This window comes from Ruegeria sp. CDSB022, assembly GCF_059611145.1.
On record NZ_JBXWOZ010000009.1, the window covers coordinates 43,708 to 64,523 of the forward strand.

At 58.1% G+C, this 20,816-nt stretch carries 18 protein-coding genes; 6 read left to right on the forward strand and 12 right to left on the reverse strand.

Annotated features, from left to right (window positions below; all coding sequences use genetic code 11):
• From AC2FIZ_RS14015 to AC2FIZ_RS14040, 6 genes are all read right to left on the reverse strand, one after another.
• Positions 1-966, reverse strand: coding sequence for a 2-dehydropantoate 2-reductase (locus tag AC2FIZ_RS14015; protein WP_496791208.1), 966 nt, complete (start codon positions 964-966; stop codon positions 1-3).
• A 67-nt stretch (positions 967-1,033) separates the two neighbouring features.
• Positions 1,034-1,996: a pirin family protein gene (locus AC2FIZ_RS14020; protein WP_496791210.1), complete on the reverse strand. Its 963-nt coding sequence runs from the start codon at positions 1,994-1,996 to the stop codon at positions 1,034-1,036.
• A gap of 309 nt (positions 1,997-2,305) precedes the next feature.
• Entirely contained in the window at positions 2,306-2,647 is a 342-nt protein-coding gene (locus AC2FIZ_RS14025) for a 5-carboxymethyl-2-hydroxymuconate Delta-isomerase (protein WP_281995783.1), read from the reverse strand.
• Positions 2,648-2,704: 57 nt separating this feature from the next.
• A complete protein-coding gene (gene argF / locus AC2FIZ_RS14030; protein ID WP_271950442.1) occupies positions 2,705-3,631 on the reverse strand; it encodes an ornithine carbamoyltransferase in 927 nt (308 codons plus the stop codon).
• Positions 3,632-3,659: 28 nt separating this feature from the next.
• Entirely contained in the window at positions 3,660-4,847 is a 1,188-nt protein-coding gene (locus AC2FIZ_RS14035; RefSeq protein ID WP_142638068.1) for an aspartate aminotransferase family protein, read from the reverse strand.
• A 239-nt stretch (positions 4,848-5,086) separates the two neighbouring features.
• On the reverse strand, positions 5,087-5,347 hold the full coding sequence (locus AC2FIZ_RS14040) for a zinc ribbon domain-containing protein (RefSeq protein WP_345741813.1): 261 nt from the start codon (positions 5,345-5,347) through the stop codon (positions 5,087-5,089).
• 58 nt (positions 5,348-5,405) lie between these two features.
• Here AC2FIZ_RS14040 and AC2FIZ_RS14045 point away from each other — a divergent pair, with 58 nt between their 5' ends.
• Positions 5,406-5,783, forward strand: coding sequence for a MerR family transcriptional regulator (locus tag AC2FIZ_RS14045; RefSeq protein ID WP_281995782.1), 378 nt, complete (start codon positions 5,406-5,408; stop codon positions 5,781-5,783).
• A gap of 47 nt (positions 5,784-5,830) precedes the next feature.
• Positions 5,831-6,724: a DMT family transporter gene (locus AC2FIZ_RS14050; RefSeq protein ID WP_281995781.1), complete on the forward strand. Its 894-nt coding sequence runs from the start codon at positions 5,831-5,833 to the stop codon at positions 6,722-6,724.
• On the opposite strand, the gene AC2FIZ_RS14055 is transcribed toward AC2FIZ_RS14050, so the two are convergent.
• Complete coding sequence (locus tag AC2FIZ_RS14055) at positions 6,706-7,509, reverse strand: ABC transporter permease (RefSeq protein WP_496791212.1); 804 nt, start codon at positions 7,507-7,509, stop codon at positions 6,706-6,708. The two genes, AC2FIZ_RS14050 and AC2FIZ_RS14055, sit on opposite strands and share 19 nt — an antisense overlap.
• Positions 7,510-7,635: 126 nt before the next feature.
• On the opposite strand from AC2FIZ_RS14055, the gene AC2FIZ_RS14060 reads away from it, so the two are divergent.
• Entirely contained in the window at positions 7,636-8,211 is a 576-nt protein-coding gene (locus AC2FIZ_RS14060) for a GcrA family cell cycle regulator (protein WP_281995779.1), read from the forward strand.
• Positions 8,212-8,312: 101 nt separating this feature from the next.
• On the opposite strand, the gene AC2FIZ_RS14065 is transcribed toward AC2FIZ_RS14060, so the two are convergent.
• The 3 genes from AC2FIZ_RS14065 to AC2FIZ_RS14075 all read right to left on the reverse strand — a co-directional run bounded on the left by AC2FIZ_RS14065 (position 8,313) and on the right by AC2FIZ_RS14075 (position 12,871).
• Positions 8,313-9,401: a Hint domain-containing protein gene (locus AC2FIZ_RS14065; protein ID WP_281973255.1), complete on the reverse strand. Its 1,089-nt coding sequence runs from the start codon at positions 9,399-9,401 to the stop codon at positions 8,313-8,315.
• A 124-nt stretch (positions 9,402-9,525) separates the two neighbouring features.
• Positions 9,526-10,602, reverse strand: a complete 1,077-nt coding sequence (locus tag AC2FIZ_RS14070; RefSeq protein ID WP_496791213.1) for a T6SS phospholipase effector Tle1-like catalytic domain-containing protein — start codon at positions 10,600-10,602, stop codon at positions 9,526-9,528.
• Positions 10,580-12,871, reverse strand: coding sequence for a xanthine dehydrogenase family protein molybdopterin-binding subunit (locus AC2FIZ_RS14075; RefSeq protein WP_496791215.1), 2,292 nt, complete (start codon positions 12,869-12,871; stop codon positions 10,580-10,582). The genes AC2FIZ_RS14070 and AC2FIZ_RS14075 overlap by 23 nt, the downstream gene beginning before the upstream one ends.
• A 142-nt stretch (positions 12,872-13,013) precedes the next feature.
• Between AC2FIZ_RS14075 and AC2FIZ_RS14080 the strand changes: the two genes are divergently transcribed.
• Together AC2FIZ_RS14080 and AC2FIZ_RS14085 are read left to right on the forward strand one after the other, a co-directional pair.
• Positions 13,014-16,166, forward strand: a complete 3,153-nt coding sequence (locus AC2FIZ_RS14080) for a valine--tRNA ligase (RefSeq protein ID WP_281995776.1) — start codon at positions 13,014-13,016, stop codon at positions 16,164-16,166.
• 143 nt (positions 16,167-16,309) lie between these two features.
• Positions 16,310-17,473, forward strand: coding sequence for a benzoate/H(+) symporter BenE family transporter (locus AC2FIZ_RS14085; RefSeq protein WP_246097247.1), 1,164 nt, complete (start codon positions 16,310-16,312; stop codon positions 17,471-17,473).
• A gap of 205 nt (positions 17,474-17,678) precedes the next feature.
• Here AC2FIZ_RS14085 and AC2FIZ_RS14090 read toward each other — a convergent pair whose 3' ends face one another.
• Together AC2FIZ_RS14090 and AC2FIZ_RS14095 are read right to left on the reverse strand one after the other, a co-directional pair.
• A complete protein-coding gene (locus AC2FIZ_RS14090; protein WP_281973259.1) occupies positions 17,679-18,461 on the reverse strand; it encodes a crotonase/enoyl-CoA hydratase family protein in 783 nt (260 codons plus the stop codon).
• Positions 18,462-18,527: 66 nt separating this feature from the next.
• Positions 18,528-19,598, reverse strand: coding sequence for an SMP-30/gluconolactonase/LRE family protein (locus AC2FIZ_RS14095; protein WP_281973260.1), 1,071 nt, complete (start codon positions 19,596-19,598; stop codon positions 18,528-18,530).
• Between the two features lie 93 nt (positions 19,599-19,691).
• Between AC2FIZ_RS14095 and AC2FIZ_RS14100 the strand changes: the two genes are divergently transcribed.
• The gene (locus tag AC2FIZ_RS14100; RefSeq protein ID WP_282022135.1) at positions 19,692-20,807 is read left to right on the forward strand and encodes a pyridoxal phosphate-dependent aminotransferase; all 1,116 of its coding nucleotides are present in this window, start codon (positions 19,692-19,694) and stop codon (positions 20,805-20,807) included.
• Positions 20,808-20,816: the final 9 nt, after the last annotated feature.

The following is a 20,816-nucleotide window of genomic DNA, read 5'->3' on the forward strand; positions in this document are numbered from 1 at the left end:
TCAGCTTCGGATTTGCTCGGGAGTAAGCGGGGATTTTGGGTTCTGTGCAATCTTTTCGCGAACCTGCGCGCAGATTGGGGTCGCAATGCCGTGCCGCTCGCCCAAACGGATGATCTCGCCTTGCAGACTGTCGATTTCCGTTGGGCGCCCTGCCAACAGGTCATAGGCCATAGAGGTGCGCGCCGAGGGGTCAATGGTCAGCATCCGGGAGGCAACCCGCGAAAACAAGGGCGTCGGCAGGCGCAGGATATACGGTGTCATCCATGCGGGCAGCGGCGTCATTGGCACAATCGGTTGGCCGGCGGAGTGCAGCACGGTCAGGGCCTCGGACATCTGATCTGCCATCAGTTGGCGCCAGTTGCGGTCCAGCAACTGCTGTTTCAACGTCAACCCGGACAGCGCATTCAGCGCGTTATTGAGATTGATCACCAGCTTGCCCCATTGGACGGCTTCGATCTGGTCACTCTCTGACACCGGTAGGTCGGGACCAGTCAGCTTTGCGCCCAAATCGCCGAGGCCGGATTGGATAACGATTTCACCAGAAGTCGCGCGATGAAATCCGCCAGTATCTGTCGAGACGACGTTGAAGGGCACCATACCGGCGCGGACATCGTGGTGCGGAAGCATCGTACGTAAGGTGCCTGCGTTTTCCAGTCCATTTTGCCAGGAGAGGATCACAGCGTCTGGAGCGTGTTTCCCGATATCCTTCGCCATCTCTTCCGTCGCGCCGGTCTTTACCGTGACAATGACTATTTCAGCATCACTCAGTTCCGCCGGATCTTCGGTCAGGGACAGGTTGGTCACATGACACCGCAGGCCTGAAAAATCTGTGACCATCAGCCCCTTATCCCGGATCGGGTCGAGGATTCGTGCCCGCCCCAACAGGGTGACATCGTGACCGGATCGGGCCAGCAAAGCCCCGCAGTAACATCCAATGCTGCCCGCCCCCGCGATTGCGATCCTCATGACGCCCCTCCCCTTCGGTCAAAGATTGCCGCGATCCGCCTGTCAGACAAGGCCAAATGACGCCAGGTCAGCGCGCGCGCCTCGGACGGGTGCGTTCAAGGTCTTCTGAAATCGGGATGAAGTCTTGATCGTCCCCCGGAGGCAGTTGAAAAGCCCCTTTGGCCCAGTCCGCCGTTTTCCATTCGCGGGTGGCTGCTTCTATCTTTTCCTTTGAGGACGACACGAAGTTCCACCAGATATAACGATCCTCGTTCAACGTCGCACCTCCAAGCAACATTAGCCGCGCACCCTGCGGCCCTGCCTGAACGGAAAGGCGATCCCTTGGCCGAAACACCATCATACGACCTTGGGTGAACTGATCCCCGGCGATCTCAACCGTTCCTTCCGTCACATAAACACCGCGGTCTTCTTGATCATCAGGCAAAGGAAAAGAGGCCCCAGGGGCAAGCTGCACGTCCAGATAGAAGGTTTCAGACAGTGTCGTGACCGGGCTGCTTTCACCATAAGCCGAGCCAAGGATTAGACGAGCGCTGACCCCAGCATCCTGAATATGGGGCAGCGCAGATTGTTTATGATGTTCGAAGTCCGGTGCAATATCTTCCTGGTCGTCTGGCAGCGCGATCCAGGTCTGAATGCCAAAAAGACTGTGTCTTTTGCTGCGCGTTTCCTTGCTGGTGCGTTCAGAATGGGTCACGCCACGTCCTGCAATCATCCAGTTGACCTCACCGGGATAGATCATCTGATGGGTACCCAAGCTATCACGATGCTCAAATTCCCCTTTATACAGGTAGGTGATCGTGCCCAACCCGATATGAGGGTGAGGCCGGACGTCTATACCGCCTTCTGTGATGAATTCTGCAGGGCCCACCTGGTCAAAGAAAATGAACGGGCCAACAAGCTGTCGTTTGACCGAGGGTAGCGCACGGCGCACCTCGAACCCACCCAGATCACGTGCACGAGGAATGATCAGTGCCTCTAAAGACGGGTTCTCAGTCAAACGATCGGGGTTGTGAGACGGGTTCCAGCTCATTCCAGTTTCTCCCTTTTTCGGCAGGCAACGGTTCGCCCCTGCAAGATGCAGGCCGCTGCACCTGAAAGAAACCTCAATAATTGCACAACTCCGGTGGATTTTTGTCCGTTATGACATATCATTAATGTTATTACATAACAATTCTAACAGAAATTCCACCTGAGAAAAGAACCATCCAGACAGCTCGCTATCCGATCACCTGTTTGACGGGGAATGCAGGGCATTTTTGCTGCCCTGCAAAGGAATGTTGCTTGCGGCCAAAGAAGGTGTCAGTCGCCGTGCTTCAGATAGACAAATTGCCAAACACAATCACGCCAGGCGTTTGGCATAAGACGCACGGTTCAGTTCGACCTCTTGCACCGTGATGCTGCCAACCTCGGGCATGGCAACAGTCAGAACATCCAAAACGGTAGCGTTCAGTTCAGCTCGCGTGGCCTCATCCCGGCCCTGCATCAATAAAAGCGTCGCATGGACAAAGGTCTGCGGTTCGGTCCCGATCCGAAAATAGGTGACCGGATTGGCACGGATCTTAAGGGCCGGTGCATCAAACTCAGCATGTTCAGAAAGCACCGCAAACAACTTCTCGCAGATCGCATGGAAATCATGTTTCTCTTCAAGGCCCTGAGAGAATTCGAGGACTAAATGGGGCATTGTGCACTCCGGAAATCATGAGAGAGCACGCGGCTCTCTCTTGCCATTTTCATGTGTTCAGACACCCAGACACCAACGCATAACGGCCTTCTGGGCGTGCAGTCGGTTTTCGGCCTCGTCAAAAATGACCGAGTTCGGCCCATCCATGACATCGGATGTCGCTTCTTCTTCGCGGTGCGCAGGAAGGCAATGCATGAACAGCGCATCGGGTTTGGCATGGGCCATCAATTCGGCGTTTACCTGATAAGGACGCAGCAGGTTATGGCGCCGTTCTTTCGCGGATTGAGAGTCGTGCATCGAAACCCAGGTATCGGCGACAACTAGATCGGCCCCATCTACAGCCTTGTAGGGGTCCCGTTCCACAACAATCTTGGACCCTTTTTGACGGGCAAAACCCATGAAATCCTCTTCGGGGTCGAATTGCGCCGGGCCCGTAAAAGTCAGATCAAACCCGAACTGGCCCGCCGCGTGAAGGAACGAGGCACACACATTGTTACCATCGCCAGTCCAAACGACTTTCTTCCCAGCGATCGGGCCTCGGTGCTCTTCGAACGTCAGAACATCGGCCATGATTTGGCAAGGATGGGTGCGATCGGTCAGGCCGTTGATCACCGGCACGTCCGAGTATTCCGCCATTTCGGTTAGGATGGTTTCGTCAAATGTCCGGATCATGATCATATCGACATAGCGCGACAGCACGCGGGCGGTGTCAGCGATGGTTTCGCCGTGGCCCAACTGCATGTCCTTGCCCGAAAGGACCATCGTCTGACCACCCATCTGGCGCACGCCCACATCAAAGGACACGCGCGTCCGGGTTGACGGTTTTTCAAAGATCAGGGCGACCATGCGGTCTTTGAGTGCCAATTCGTCATCCGGTGCCGCCTTTGGCTGCCCCAGACGCGCCTGCTTCATGGCAGCAGCCTGGTCGATCATGCCCCGCAAAGCGGCGGCATTGGTTTTGTGAATGTCGAGGAAGTGCTTCATGTCGTTTCGCTTTTCTAATCGGGTGGGCTCAGGCAGACGCCAGATTGCTATCGACCTGCGCGGCCGTTTTCTCCAGACGAATAACCGCCTGTGCAATGTCGTCCTCTGTCAGGGTCAAAGGCGGCAATAGGCGGATCACATTGTCAGCGGCGGGAACGGTGATGAGGCCGTTATCATATCCCGCATTCACCACGTCCAAGTTGGTCGCCTTGCATTTCAGACCCAGCATGAGCCCTGCGCCGCGCACCTCTTCGAACACGTCCGGATGATTTGCAATCAATCCTTCGAGCTTCTGGCGCAACATGCCCGCCTTGCGATTGACCCCGTCCAGAAAGGCGGGGGTTGCAACCTGGTCGATCACCGCGCAGCCCACCGCGCAACCGAGAGGGTTTCCGCCATAGGTCGACCCGTGCGTACCTGCCGTCATGCCGCTGGCCGCGTCTTCGGTGGCCAGCACCGCACCCAGAGGGAACCCTCCACCGATGCCCTTGGCGACCATCATGATGTCAGGCGTGATGCCCGCCCATTCATGGGCAAAAAGTTTACCGGTACGCCCAACGCCGCATTGGACCTCGTCGAGGATCAGCAACAGGCCATTGTCGTTGCAGATCTGACGCAGCGCTTTGAGCTCGGCATCAGGGACGGGGCGAATACCGCCCTCGCCCTGAATGGGTTCGATCAAGATCGCCGCGGTCTTGTCCGAGATCGCATTGGTGACGCCGTCAAGATCACCAAATGTCAGGTGTACAAAGCCGGGCAGCAGCGGGCCAAAGCCTTTGGTCATTTTCTCGGACCCCGCAGCGGCGATACCTGCCGAAGACCGACCGTGAAACGAACCGTCAAAGGTGATGATGTCGACCCGTTCGGGCTGATCTTTATCGTAGAAATATTTGCGTGCCATTTTCACAGCCAGCTCGCAGGCTTCCGTGCCTGAATTGGTAAAGAACACCGTGTCGGCAAAGGTATGTTCAACCAGCTTATCAGCCAGCGCCTGCTGCTGAGGGATGTTATAAAGGTTCGACACATGCCACAGTGCGTGGGCCTGTTCCGTCAGCGCGTTCACCAGCGCCGGATGCGCATGGCCCAGTGCATTCACAGCAATCCCCGCGCCCATATCCAGAAAACGTCGGCCATCCGCCTCGGTCAGCCAAGCGCCTTCGCCCTTCACAAAGGTCAGGGGCGCACGATTATAGGTCGGCAGAACGGACGGGATCATCGGATCATCCTTTTCGATATGTTGAGCCCCGTGAGTGATACACGAGGGCCATGTTCGTCAACTGATTTGGTGGGAGATGCGCCGATTTGGGCAGCGCAAAAGGATCAAACGGGCCGGTTACGCGGCAAAGCGTCGGCGTCGAAGTCGCAGGATATCAGCGTGTTTGATCATGGATGCCGTATAGCGCCGAAGATTTGCGATGAAAAGGGCTTTGTTGCTGCAACGCTGCAACCCCCGTATCAGCCTTCGCTCCAGCGGTCTAATCGACCCATACCGCGCGTAAAAGCCCAGGCCAGAATGCGGGGCATGCCCTTGTTCACCAGCGCATCCAGACAATGGGACTGAAATTCCTCGAACGAGGCATCGGGATGTCGAAACGCACCGTCAGCGTAACAGAGTGAACAATACCGTGTGCTGCGGGTTCCGTCCGCTTCGCTGCCTCCCCCTTCGGTATCCTTGCTAAGAGGCATGCCGCAGCTTTGACATTTGGATCCCATCATCTTTCCCCTTGCAGGCTTTGACCACGGGCCATAAGATCAAAACCATAGAGTATAGTCAATGGTTTTACAGATGCGTATCGGAGAACTGTCCCGCCGAAGCGGGCTGCCCCGCGACACATTGCGGTTTTACGAACGGCACGGATTGATTGCCTCGCGCCCCGGGCCAGAAGCGACAAACAGCTATCGCGACTACCCGGATGACATGCTGATCACGCTGGAACAGATCGGCGATGCACAGGCGGCGGGGATCAGTATCGCCCAACTTGCAACTCTGCTGGGGCAACTTGGTGCGGCTGATCCCGAAACCTTTGACGGCGTAGCATTTCTTCAGGAACGGATCGAAGAGGTTGAGGCGCGGATCGGCCGCGCAAATCGTTTTCTGGACAGCTTGCGACAGGCCAAACAGGCTCTTGCAACACCGTCGGGACAGCCCTGACCGTTTTACCCCTTGCCTTTCGTCCACCCGTACATCACCGCTTACGCATGTTCGTTCCCAAAGCGCATAACCCGCCCCTTGCGGCACTGTTGATTTTTGTCGCCAGTGCATTCCTTGCGGCAACCACCCTGCTGGCCAAAGCTTTGGGGACAGATACGCTAGGTGCTCCTTTGCATCCAATGCAGATCAGCCACGGGCGGTTTCTATTCGCCTTCCTGGTCATCGTTTCAGCAGTGGGCATCATGCGCCCTACCCTGCGGCGGCCCTATTGGGGGCTGCATATCGGTAGGACAAGCTTTGGCTGGCTGGGAATCACGCTGATGTTTGCATCGGTCGCGTTCATACCGATGGCGGATGCGACGGCGATTTCGTTCTTGAACCCGGTCTTTGCGATGGTTCTGGCCATTCCCTTGCTGAAAGAAGGCGTCGGCCCCTGGCGCTGGCTGGCGGCGGCGGTGGCCCTGATCGGGGCAATGGTTCTGCTGCGCCCGACACCTGCGAGCTTCCAACCTGCGGCGTTACTGGCGCTGGCGGCGGCTGTCGTCATCGGGATGGAGCTGATCTTTATCAAAAAGCTGTCAGGGCGAGAGAGCCCGATCCAAATTCTATTGGTGAACAACGCGATGGGCCTGACCATCGCATCGGTCGCGGTGAGTTTCGTGTTTCAGATGCCCAACCCGGCGCAATGGGCCGCCCTTGCGGGGATCGGCGCATTGATGGCTTGCGCACAGGCCTGTTTCGTTAACGGCATGGCGCGGGCAGATGCGTCTTTCGTAGCGCCGATAAGCTATGCGACACTGCTGTTCGCTGCGCTATATGATTTTGCGATATTCGATGTGGTGCCCGACGCGGTCAGCTTGATTGGATCTGCCATCATCTTGGCCGGAGGGCTGATTCTTGTGTGGCGCGAGGCGCGGCACCGTCAGGCCTTGAGCCGATAGCCCGTTCGCAGCATCTGCCAGGTCAGTGCACCGACCACCAGTGTTGCAGCCGTGCAGATCAACATCCCAAGGTAGGGCGAGCTGTCCGAAACCCCAATCATACCATAGCGCAGCCCGTCGATCAGATAGAAAACCGGGTTGGCGTGGCTTAGCCGGTACAAAACCGGCGGCAATGCCTCGACCGAGTAAAAGGTGCCAGAAAGAAACGCCAAAGGCGTGACGATGAAGTTGGTAATCGCAGCCATCTGGTCGAACTTATTGGCGAATATCCCGGCAAAAAGACCCAGCGCGCCCATAAAGGCCCCTCCCAGCACCACAAAGATCAAGGCGATCAGTGGGTTCTGCGGGACAATACCGAGCACCAGCGCCAGCGCGCTTGCAACGACAACAGCGATCAGAAAGCCACGGGCAATGCCGCCCGCAAGGTATCCCAGCAGAATCTCTAGCGGCGAAAGCGGCGGCATAAGGGTATCGACGATGTTGCCCTGTACTTTCGAGATCACCATCGAGGACGAAGTATTGGCAAACGCATTCTGGATCACCGTCATCATCATGATGCCCGGCGCCAGGAAGGTCAAAAATGGCATGCCCATCACATCAGACCGGCTGGGCCCGATAGCGATGTTGAAGATCAGCAGAAACAGCCCCGCAGTCACCAGCGGTGCCAAAAGTGTCTGCGTCCACACCGCCAAAAACCGCAAAGTTTCCCGCCGGGCCAGCGTATAGAGACCCATCCAATTCACCGCACCAAAGCGGCGCGCCTCATGATCCATGAGATTCTGCATGATCTGCCCTCTACCTGATTCGAAGACCGCTTGTAACTCGGACCGCAGTGTTTAAAATAGGGGGCTGAGACGAATTCCCAAGGCGGCCCGAATCCGGGGCCGCTTTCCGCTTTTGAAAGGCAAATGATGTCCTGGACTGACGAGCGTGTAGAGCTGCTTAAAAAGATGTGGGGCGAGGGCCAGTCGGCCAGCCAGATCGCCAAGGAACTGGGCGGTGTGACCCGCAATGCGGTTATCGGCAAAGTCCACCGGCTGGGCCTGTCGAATCGCGCAACCGGCGCGACCCCCGCCAAGGCTGAGCCAAAGGAAAAACCAGCGCCCGCGCCCAAGGCCGAGGCCAAGCCCAAACCCACGCCCAAGACGGAACCGGCACGTCCAGCCGCAGCCCCTGCAGCCGAGACCAAGCCCGCTGTACCGGCCCGCCGTCAGATCATCCCGGCCGGTCAACCGCTGCCGCCGCAACCTTCAGCGAACGAGATCAGCCCCGAGGCGCTGGCCAAGGTCAACGAGGTTGAGAAGAAAGCCAAAAAGCTGACGCTGATGGAACTGACCGAGAAGACCTGCAAATGGCCCGTCGGCGACCCCGCGACCGAGGATTTCTGGTTTTGCGGTCTGCCCGTTGAGGCAGGCAAACCTTATTGCGAAGCGCATGTGGGTGTGGCGTTCCAGCCTATGAGCTCACGTCGCGACCGGCGGCGGTAAGGCTTTGACGACGGCAGGCACCTAGCAACAGAACGCGGTGCCCGCAGCAGGCCGGAATGTAGGCAATACACCTGTTTTGGCTCTGCGTCATCTAAGAGCGATCACACTGGAATCGAAGAAGAGTCGTAATCTGCCAAAAGCGGCCGCCGGTTCCGTGCATGCCGAGCGATCAATCGCTTTTGCCGCCCCCCCTCTGGGATTTTGTAGTTGGTCTTTTGCATCGGGGTTTCGACAAGATCGGGGAACAGCGTAAAAAGCTCTTCCATGGCTGCTGCCGGTAGAGATTTCAGTGCTTCATCGCCAAGCAAAAGGCTCTCGGTCGGGGCGCCATCTGCATAAATTACCTCATGTTCAGAAAACACCAGGTGGAAATAAGTAACTTCTGTAATTCTGTCGTCGACGTATATCCCCGGAAGCTCGACCAACTTTATAGCTGAGACCAGAACCTCGGGGCGCTCAAACATGCGCTTAACGATCGCCGAGGATATCAGCATCCGGTGCTGACGGGACACGAGCAGGTCGCGTCTGGGCAGGCCCTGCCCTAGCGCGCCAGCGCAAATGCGTACTGGGTAAAGCTTGGGATTGCGGCGCAAATCCCGCGCGCTGACATGTCGCCGAATGATTTGTGACAAAGGCTGCGTGCAACCATGATCCGTCAAGACACGATCACCTTGCTTCAAACTCTCGATCAGGACAGGGCCCTGATCGGTCGCAATCAACGTTCCTGCCGTAAGGCACGGTATGGTGCCCGGTGTCGGAGTGGTGTTCACCGTATAGGTTCCACCATTGTCGGTGGAAATAAGTGAATCTCCCGCCCCGGCCTCGCCGATAACCGTCGAGCTCATCCCATTGGCGGGGCCAGCTGTCGCCGTTATCGGGCCGGGGCTGGGGGGATCGCTGAAAGAGCTGAACTGATAAACCGTTGACCCGTCGGATAAAGAGATACCATTGGTTTTACCGAGCCCGGTAAAGGTGGCGGAACTGGCTGAGTCAATTACATAGACGTCCCGGCCTGCGACTGTCGTCGGGGTGATCCCATCAAGCGTGTTAGTGCTGCGGATAGATCCGTCAGAGTTGTAGATCGTAACAACAAGCCCAGAAACATCCGCACCCGCGTCAACAGCGACCTCGATAAAGTCCTGTGGTGGACCTCCTAGGTACTTGAGTTCGGAAAAATATGGGTCTGCCATATGTCAATTTGCCTTTGTGTTCGGCGTGAGTATGATGATCCGATACTTGTTTCAATATATGAGTATTAGGGTCTCACTAACCAGTAAATGTTCCCAGTGATTTTTGTTCGCAGCTGGAACCGAATTACTGCGCTGGATGCGATGGCAAATCCAGCATCGGCACCCAACCGGGCAGTTCGTTTGGCGAAACCGAGACATGCAGCCGCTCGGATCGGTCGCGGCCTACTTTGCGGTGCTTGCGCAGTAGGAAAATCTTACCCCAACCGCGCCATGTGCCGACCGAACGCGCATGAGGGTCGATCACAAAGCGGTCTCTCCATCCCTCCGGCAATGGCAGGCCGTGCAGCTCTGCCTTGTCCAGCATCCAAACCAGCGAGATGTTGCTAAGAGGACGGGCTTCTTCAAACCCGTTCAACTGGCCACCCACATCGCCATGGGTGCCTCGGAACCAGACTTGCTCGATATGGCCTTTAAAATCGGGGGTACATTTCCACAGGACCGGCTCGAATACCTCGCGCGTTTCATCCAGCGCCATCGCGTGGTAGCCGTGGCGCGTAGCGGGACCAAGCTGATGGTTGTGGAAGGCGTGGCGATCCTCGGCCCAACGCCAAAGCAGCGGTAGACGCAAGCCCAGCGCTTTTACTGTATCCCACACGCCGATCATTTCGATTGCAACATCTTCATGGCAGAACTGCCGGCGAAACACAGCAGCAGCGCTACCATTGGCATTGCATTCATAGTGGCGGTAGGCCTGTTTGATATTCCTTACGGTCGCATGCTCGGCCTTGAGCAGGCCAATCATATCGATCACACCCGCAAGGCTGCGCACACCGTAGGCCCCACGTGAGTAGCCGATGAAATAGATACGGTCGCCGGGCTTATACCGCGAGGCCAGATAGCCATAGGCCCGGCGTATCTGGCGATTGATCCCCCGCCCCATCATCACATCCAACGAGGACTTCCAGCTTTCCCATTGCACGCCGGCCTCATAGAAGACGGATACCTTGCTTCCCATCTCGCAGCACAGCCGCAGCGCCTGCCCCGCATGAGTTTCATATCCGGGCTCAAGCGTCGACATGGTGCCGTCTAGAATGATGACATGGCTGACAGGTTCACGATGGCGCGTTTCGGCCGAATGCTCGGATCGCAGCGGCCGTCCAAGCCACCCCAGTACCTTTCTACTCAGCCGCGACAGTTGCATCGTTCAGCAGTTCCCATACTTTGTGCGGCGTAAAAGGCATATCGGCCTGCCGCACCCCGTGATCCCAGAGCGCATCCTGAACCGCATTTGCCACTGCAGCCAGCGCGCCCACGGTGCCGGCCTCTCCGCATCCTTTCATTCCCAACGGGTTAGAGGTTGACGGTACCGGCGCCGAGGTAAACTTAATCATGGGTATCTCGGCTGCGCGGGGCAAGGCGTAATCCATCAACGATGCCGTGAGCAGTTGCCCCTGCGCATCATGGACAACATGTTCGGACAGCGCCTGACCGATGCCTTGTGCGACACCACCATGAACTTGCCCCTCGGCCAGCATCGGATTGATAAGATTACCGAAATCATCGACCACAGTATAGCGGTCTACCCATGTTTCGCCGGTACAAGGGTCAATCACGATTTCGACAACATGTGCCCCGTTGGGATAGCTACGGTCGTCCAGCGAGATGCTTGCCTGATGCTGCAACAAATCAACGCGCCCGTCGGCACGGGCCATATCCGCGGCCTCGGTCAAAGTGGGCGTCAGGTTTGATCCCGGCGCGCGGAAGGTTTCAAAATCAAAGCGCACGTCGCTTTCTTCCACCCCCATCTTATCTGCGAGATAGGGCGTGAATGCGGCAACCATGACGTCGATCGTGGCAAGCGTCGCTGTACTTTGCACCGTAACTGATCGCGATCCCCCGGTTCCCCCACCATTCGGAAGCTGGTCGCTGTCACCTTGAACTACGGTGATGCAATCCAGGGGAACCCCGGTTTGGTCAGACAGGAACTGAGCATAGACCGTTTCGTGCCCCTGCCCGTTGGATTGGGTTCCCACAAAAAGTTTCAAGGTGCCATCCTCAACGAACTCTATCTTTGCGTTCTCGGAAGGGTCGCCCAAAATGCTTTCGATATAGTAACAAATCCCCTGCCCCCGGAACAAACCGTGTTCAGCATCGGCGATCTTGCGGGCGGCAAAGCCGCTGGACTGTCTTTGGCTTTGGGACAGAACCATGTCGAAATCGCCGACATCATACGTTTCGCCGGTCGCGGTCTTGTAAGGAAATGCCTCAGGCCGGATGAAATTCTTGCGCCTCAACTCCCAGGGATCTACGCCCAGTTCTCGGGCCGCGCGGTCGATAGCGCGTTCAAGGACATATATCGCCTCGGGTCGCCCTGCGCCGCGATAGGCGTCAACCTGCGTTGTATTGGTAAAGAACCCCTCGACCCGCAGATAGGTGGTTTGTACATCATAGGCACCCATCAACACTTTGCTGAAAAGATTGGTTTGTATCGCCTGGCCGTAATGGCTGTTATAGGCCCCAAGATTTACCTTGCTGTGCACCCGATAGGCGGTGATCCGGTGATCGCTGTCAAATGCCAGCTCGGCCAGCGAAGACAGGTCGCGGCCATGGTGATCGGACAACATTGCCTCGGAACGGTCAGACATCCAGTGAACAGGCTGGCCCAGTTTCATCGCAGCTACGGCCACACAGAAATATTCGGGATAGGGCATGACCTTCATGCCGAACCCGCCGCCGACATCCGGGGTCGTGACTCGGATATCCTCGGGGTTGAGCTTTAGCTTTTGCGCCAGCTGACCACGCATGGCCCAAACCCCCTGCCCGCCATAGGAAAAGTGCAACCGCCCATCAACCCAATGCGCCTGACAGCCCCGCGGTTCAATCGACGTGATGATAACTCGATTGTCGTCCACATTCAGTGCAACGGTATGAGCCGCCTGCTGAAACGCAGCAATAGTTGCCGCCTCATCGCCCAGCGCCCAGTCAAATGCCCGATTATCCGGAGTTTCCGCGTGCAGCGTTTCTCCGCCCACACACACGTCCAGTTTTACGGGCAAGTCAGAGGTTTCGACCCAGATCAGCTCGGCCGCATCGCGGGCCTGTAAGGCGGTGTCGGCAATGACTACAGCGACGGGTTCTCCGACAAACCGTATGCGATCCGCGGCCAACATATGCCGGTCCGGCGCAGCGGCTTTCGAACCGTCTCGGTTATTCAGGATGGCCGCATTCATACACGTGTCGATCCCAGCGGCCTTGAGGTCGTCCAGCGTCATGATCAGCCGCACCCCTTCGGCCGCGCGCGCGTCATCCAGATCCAGCGCCCCAATCACCCCATGCGCCACCTGGGATCGCACGAATACAGCATGCAAAGCCCCGTGCGGTAGGACATCGTCCATATAATGCCCCTGCCCGGTCAGAAACCGCTGGTCCTCGGTCCGTTTGACGGGCTGGCTTTTGCCAAACTTTTCCACCGCGCGCTCCTGTCTCTGCCTCTAGGCGACATTAGGCTGCGATGCATCATTGTCCATAGCCCCGGCGCTTGGCCCTTTCCCTTTTGCTATCCTTTCGATATTGCAAGCGCTAACCCGAATTTGTTGACGCAGGACGCATCCAATGGCGATGGAAAAGACATTCAACGCGGCCGAGGCCGAGGCCCGCATTTACGAGGCCTGGGAACAGGCCGGAGCCTTCAAGGCGGGCGCGAACAGATCGCGCGATGAAAGCTTTACCATCATGATCCCGCCACCCAACGTGACGGGGGCGCTGCATGTGGGACACGCGTTCAATAACACGCTGCAGGATATCCTGACCCGCTGGCACCGGATGCGCGGCTTCGACACGCTTTGGCAACCCGGTCAGGACCACGCGGGCATCGCCACGCAGATGCAGGTTGAAAAGATGCTGGCGGCGCAGGGCAACGAAGGGCGGCGTGAACTCGGGCGCGAGAAGTTCCTTGAGAAAGTCTGGGAATGGAAGGGTGAATACGGCGGCACGATCATTGAACAGCTCAAGCGTCTTGGCGCCAGCTGCGATTGGTCCCGCAACGCGTTTACCATGGCAGGTGCACCGGGTGACCCGCGCACAGGGCATGAGAATTCTGCAAATTTCCACGATGCCGTCATCAAGGTCTTCGTAGAAATGTACGAAAAGGGCCTGATCTATCGCGGCAAGCGTCTGGTCAACTGGGACCCGCATTTTGAGACCGCAATCTCGGATCTTGAGGTCGAGAATATCGAGGTCGCGGGCCATATGTGGCACTTCAAGTACCCGCTGGCGGGTGGTGAGACCTATACGTATGTCGAAAAGGATGAGGACGGGAATATCGTGCTTGAGGAACAGCGCGACTATATCTCAATCGCCACGACACGGCCCGAAACAATGCTGGGCGACGGCGCGGTTGCGGTTCATCCGTCAGATGAGCGCTACGCGCCAATCATAGGAAAACTATGTGAAATTCCTGTTGGACCGAAAGAGCATCGTCGGCAGATTCCGATCATTACTGATGACTATCCCGATCCCGATTTCGGCTCGGGCGCGGTGAAGATCACCGGCGCGCATGATTTCAACGACAACATGGTCGCCAAGCGTGGCGGTATTCCGATGTACCGTCTGATGGACACGCGTGGCGCATTGCGAGCCGATGGCGCGCCCTATGCCGAAGAGGCCGGCAAGGCGCAGGAATACGCGCGCGGCAAGGAGTTCACCGAGAATGAGATCGACGCAATCAACCTGATCCCCGATCACCTGCGCGGGCTTGACCGGTTCGAGGCGCGCGCCAAGGTGGTCGAAGAGATCACCAACGACGGTCTGGCCGTCATGACCCGTGCCGACAACCCGGTTCTGGGCACAAAGCTGGGTGAGGACGACGACCCGGCTGCACTCGTCCCGCTGGTCGAGAGCAAACCGATCATGCAACCCTTTGGCGACCGCTCGAAGGTCGTGATCGAACCGATGTTCACCGACCAGTGGTTCGTGGATGCCGAAAAAGTCGTCGGCCCCGCGCTGGACGCGGTCAAGGACGGCACGGTCAAGATCATCCCCGAGTCGGGCGAGAAGACCTATTACCACTGGCTGGAAAACATCGAGCCCTGGTGTATCTCGCGCCAGTTGTGGTGGGGGCATCAGATTCCGGTTTGGTATGGCCTCGACCTGTCGGCCGAAAACTTCAAAGATGACGAGAACGACGGCAACCTTGATCTGGTCGAATTGGGTCGTTTGCTGAACGAAGGCGGTATGTTGCACCGTGGCAATGTCATGGAATGCGCGTCGAGTCTGGAGGCAGTGACTGAAAAATTCCTGGACGATAATGCAAACATTCCCAGCCCGCTAAGCCACGCAACTGTAATCGAAGTTGCCGATAAGCAAGAAGCGATCCATCAATTCGCCGAAAGTCTTGCTCAGTATGCAGTTGAACAAGACCCGACGAAGCTGGTTTATCCGGTTTGGCGTGACCCCGACGTTCTCGACACCTGGTTCTCCTCCGGCCTCTGGCCCATCGGCACGCTGGGCTGGCCCGAGCAGACCGAGGAGCTGGAACGCTACTTCCCCACGGACGTTCTGATCACCGGCTTTGACATCCTGTTCTTCTGGGTCGCCCGGATGATGATGATGCAACTGGCGGTGGTCGATCAGATCCCGTTCCACACCGTCTACCTGCACCAGCTCGTCCGCGACGAGAAGGGCAAGAAGATGTCCAAGACCACCGGCAACGTCATCGACCCGTTGGAGATCGTGGACGAGTTCGGCGCCGACGCGCTGCGCTTTACCAATGCCTCGATGGCGGCGATTGGTGGCGTGTTGAAACTGTCTCGCGAACGCATCACCGGCTATCGCAACTTTGGTACAAAACTTTGGAACGCTGTTCGCTTTGCCGAGATGAACGAGGTCTTCACCGACGCCGTACCGCAACTAGACGTCGCTGATCTGAAACCCAAGGCCGCCGTAAACCGTTGGATCATAGGCGAAACTGCCCGCGTACGGGCCGAGGTCGACGCCGCACTGGAAAGCTATCGTTTCAACGATGCGGCCAACGGGCTTTACGCCTTTGTCTGGGGTAAGGTCTGCGACTGGTACGTTGAACTCTCCAAACCGCTGCTACAGGGTGACGATGCCGAAGCACAGGCCGAGACCCGCGCTACCATGCGCTGGGTTCTGGACCAGTGCATGGTCTTGCTGCACCCAATCATGCCCTTCGTTACCGAGGAACTGTGGGGCCTGACAGGCACGCGCGCCAAGATGGTCGTGCACGCCGACTGGCCGACTTACGGCACCGAACTGGTCGACCCAGAGGCGGACCGCGAAATGAACTGGGTGATCTCGGTGATCGAGAACACGCGCTCAGCTCGTGCGCAGATGCGGGTTCCGGCGGGCCTTTATGTACCGATGCTGGTGACAGAGATTGACGCGCATGGCCAAGCTGCATGGGACCGTAACGAGGCGCTGATCAAGCGGCTGGCGCGGATCGACAGCCTGACCAAAGTGGATGCATTTCCCAAGGGAACGATCTCGATTGCCGCGCCGGGTGCGACGTTCGGTTTGCCGCTGGCAGATATCATCGATATCGGCGCCGAAAAGGAACGACTGGAAAAGGCCAAGGGCAAACTTGCCAAGGAATTGGGTGGTTTGCGCGGTCGTCTGAACAATCCGAAATTTGTGGCCTCGGCCCCGGAAGAGGTTGTCGCCGAAGCCAAAGCCAACCTCGCCGCCCGTGAAGAGGAAGAGGTGAAACTGAACGAGGCGCTGGCACGTCTGGCCGAAATCGCCTGATCTTCGTCTGCTCCAAACCGTTCAAGATACCAGACCCCGCCACGCCCGCGTTGGCGGGGTTTTCGTTCCCCGGTCCGGATTTCGCCCTGTTCACCTCCGCTTACGATTGCTAGCAAGTGCAGGTTGATAACGCTGAGGGCAGGATGACACGCGCATTTCCACCAATGCAGACCATCTCAACCGGATTGGTTGTGGCCATCGTCGGCTTTTTCAGCTCATTCCCCATTGTATTGCAGGGGCTGGATGCGATGGGTGCGTCACCGGAGGAGGCCGCATCGGGCCTGATGACCGCCGCCATCGCCATGGGGCTGGCCGCCATCGCGCTGAGCTTGCGCTACAAGTTGCCGATCAGTGTCGCCTGGTCCACGCCGGGTGTCGCGCTGTTGGCTGTATCCGCCACACCTGTCGAGGGATTCTCAGGAGCTATCGGTGCGTTCCTGTGCGCTGGCGCTTTGACGGTTGTGGCTGGGTTGTGGAAGCCGCTGGGAAGGTTGGCAGCTGCAATCCCGACCACGTTAGCGCAGGCAATGCTTGCCGGGGTTCTGATGCCTCTATGTATCCTCCCGTTCAAGGCGGCCGTCGAGATTCCGTGGCAGGCGCTACCCGTAATCCTGACATGGTTCATCGCGGGGCGGTTCAACCGGCTGTTTGCGGTTCCCGCGGCAGTGATCGCAGCAGCCATTATAGTCATCCTGAACGCCGGAGATACAACGATCATGCCCGAGCGTCTGATTGCGGCACCGATCTGGGCCATGCCTACATTCTCGCTGGCCTCGGCCATAGGGATCGGAATGCCGCTGTTCATCGTCACCATGGCGACACAGAACATCCCCGGCATCGCGGTGATGCGCAGCTTTGGCTTTACGCCCGTGCCGGGCAAACTGTTCTCGGCCGTCGGAGGGGCCAGCCTGTTGTCCGCCCCGTTCGGAGCCCCCGCCACCTGCCTTGCCGCCATCACCGCCGCGATGTGCTCAAATCAGGACAGTCATCCCGATCCTGCGCTGCGCTATTGGTCGGCCATCATGGGTGGCGTATTCTATTGCCTGTTTGGTGTTTTTGCCGTGGCCATCACAGGATTTGCCGCCCATGCCGATCCGTTGCTGATGGGGACGCTGGCCGGGGTCGCACTGATCGGTGTGCTGGCAAATGCGATCCACGCTGCGCTGGAGGTTGTGGCCGAGCGTGAGGCGGCGATCCTGACTTTTGCTATCACTGCGTCCGGTATCACAGTCTTCGGGCTGGGGGCCGCGGTCTGGGGTTTGCTGGCTGGTGGCATTGCCTATCTGGTGACTAACTGGCTGCGATAGCCGCTTTGCCTTGAGGCCACAGCCAAAGTAAAACCGGCCAAAATTTGGATCATTGGGAACTCTGGTGGTACGCCGGATCAAGAAAGCACAGACCTAGGTCCAACCCAGAGAATTCATTTCAAGTAACGCTGGATCAGATGCGCAAAGCCTACACCCCACTGCCTGACGTGCAGGACCGCGATGCGCATCGGGATTCATGTGGTGACTACTTGAACTTGGGCTTACGGCCCTGCATCTGCGCCATGACAACCTCCATCTGATCGGGTTTGCCGATCAGCTCCACCTGTTCGGCAGATTCGGCCAGCAGAACGTCGGCTCGCGAACGGTTTTCGGCCACGTCGATCAGGCGCTTGGCGGCACGGATGGCTGAAGGGCTTTGGCCTGCGATGTCTTCAGCCAGAGCCAGCGCCTCGGTCAGAGGATCGTCCGAGAGTTTCGTGACCAGCCCCCAATCAGCCGCCTGCGGCGCGCCTATTGGACGTGCAGTATACGTCAGCAAGCGCAGCACGTCCGAGCGGACAAGCTCGGGCAGCAGAACCATGCCGCCCATGTCGGGAATGATACCCCATTTCATCTCCATCACCGCCAATTTCGCCTCGGGGTGGGCAATGCGGATATCCGCGCCCAGTGCGATTTGCAGACCACCACCATAGGCCACACCCTGAATGGCACAGATGACTGGAACGGGGACACGGCGCCAGATCAAGGCAAGCTCCTGCATTTCGTTGGCGTCGTCATGGCTGCGGTTCATCAGCCATTCGGTCGGGTCCTTGTGGGCCATGCTGGCGAAACTGGCCATGTCGAGACCAGCGCAGAAGCTTTTACCCTCACCCGACAGCACCACGGCGCGGGCGTCGGAGACCGCCACCTCTTGCCCGGCGGACAGGATCGCCTTGATCATGGCTTCGTCCAGCGCGTTCATCTTGTCGCCACGGGTTAGCGTGACATGGGCGATATGGTCTTTGTATTCGATGGAAACGCGAGACATTGGTCCCTCCGGAAATCAGTGTTGCGTCAACCATGCCAGCAAGACGAGGACAGTGCCACCACGACGTCAGGGCAAATCAGCGACGGGCATCCGGCCATACCACGGCGAATCCAGCGTCATGACATAGAACAGGTCACCAACGACCTGACCCGCCGTGGTGATGCCCAGCCGCCCACCGGGGTCCTGCAAGGTTTGCAGGATTGTGCCATCCCCGTCGAATTGGACGATCATGCCGCGATGAATCGGCGCCGGTCGCACCAAAGGACCCAGCCGCCAGATCACCTTGCGCAAAAAGGGATAGGGCATCAAAGCTTCACTCGGCACCCGCGGGCTGGCGAAGGCCATCCAATAAGTGCCGTCGCCCTGCGCCGTGAGGTTATCGGGGTATCCCGGCAGGTTTTCCATCAACACCTCGCGCTGCCCAGCACTCGGCCCAGTTAGCCAGAGCTTGTGCACCCGCGCACGGCCAGTTTCGGCGATCAGCAGAAAATCCGTCTGCGGGGAAAGCGCTACACCATTGGTATAGACAAAGCCCTCGGCCACCTTTTTTGTTGTGCCATCAGGGGAATAGCGGGCCACGTATCCCGTATCCGACTGCTCCCAGATGGTCAGGATCGAGGTGGCTTTGGTACCGCCCATGGTTTCGGGATCGAACCGATCAGACGAGTTCGAGAAATAGACCGTACCGTCCGGAGCCACGTCCAACTGATTGGCATAGACCACCGGAGACCCGCCAATCTCGGACACAAGGGATACCAGCGTGCCAGGCCCGGTCCAGCGCATCAGCCCCCGGTAGCTATCTGCGATATATAGCGCGCCGTCCGGCCCAGCTTGCAGACCCAAAGGGCGCCCACCCAGGTCGTCGATCTTGACCGGGCTGTCGCCGTCGATCCGATAAAGCGCGCCGGACATGGATGTCGTGTAGATCGTGCCATCCGGCATGATCGCGATGTCTTCCGGGCCTTCCTCGCCATCCGGCAAAGAGACTAGTTCGAGGCTGTCCAAAGCGTTGTTCTCGGCAAACACGCCGGTAAAGCCCGGAGCTTCGGGCGGCTCCCAGGCCACTGGGTCCACGTCAACAGGCCAAAATATCAAATAGGCAAGCCCCACTAAAGCCAAACCAATCGCGATGCGCATGGACACTCCTTTGTTTTTGTTGGTGCCAGACTGTGGGCACTGTGCAGGCAAAGCAAGGTTGCCTGTCGGATGACCTTGCGTTTATCTGGTTGCATGACCAATCCACGCTATACCCCGCTTGCCCAATCTCTTCCTGCTTCTGTGCCTTTTGTCGGCCCTGAAACACAGGAACGACAGCGCGGTGCACCATTTGTGGCCCGGCTGGGTGCGAATGAGAATGTCTTTGGCCCTTCGCCACGCGCTATCGAGGCCATGCGGGGGGCAACTGGCGATATCTGGATGTATGGCGATCCGGAAAACCACAACCTGCGCCACGCCCTGGCTGAGTACCACTCCGTCTCACCCGAAAATATCGTGGTTGGCGAAGGCATTGATGGGTTGCTGGGCTATCTGGTGCGCTTGCTGGTTGGGCAAGGAGATACGGTTGTGACCTCGGACGGGGCCTACCCGACCTTCAACTATCACGTCGCCGGGTTTGGCGGGGTGATACACACGGTTCCCTATCGCGACGACCACGAAGACCCTCAAGCACTCTTTACCAAGGCCGCTGAGGTCGAGGCTAAGCTGGTCTATCTGGCCAATCCTGACAACCCTATGGGCAGCTGGCATTCGGGCACTGATATCGTGGCTGTATTGGATGCGCTGCCCGATGGCTGTCTGCTGGTTCTGGACGAGGCATATGTGGAATGCGCCCCCGACGGGACTGCAGCGCCAGTTGCCGCAGATGACCCGCGTGTGATCCGGATGCGCACGTTTTCCAAAGTATACGGAATGGCCGGCGCGCGTGTCGGCTATGCCATTGGGGCGTCAGACCTGATCTCGGCGTTCAACAAGGTGCGCAACCATTTCGGTATGAACAAGGCTGCACAAGCAGGCGCGTTGGCTGCGCTGCAGGATGAGGTTTGGCTGTTACAAATCCGTGCCCGCATCTCAGATGCGCGCGAGAGGATCAACGCGATAGCGTTGGAGAACGGGCTGCACCCTTTACCCTCAGCCACCAATTTCGTGGCCATTGATTGCGGTCAGGATGGGGTGTTTGCCAAGGCTGTTCTGGAGTCGCTGGTGGCGCAGGGGGTTTTCGTTCGGATGCCCTTTGCCGCGCCTCAGAACAGGTGCATTCGAGTGAGCTGCGGCGATGCCTCCAATCTAGGGGCTTTTGCCGCCTCTTTGCCAAAAGCGCTTGCTGACGCCCGGGCGCTGAACGTCTGAAGCTCTCGC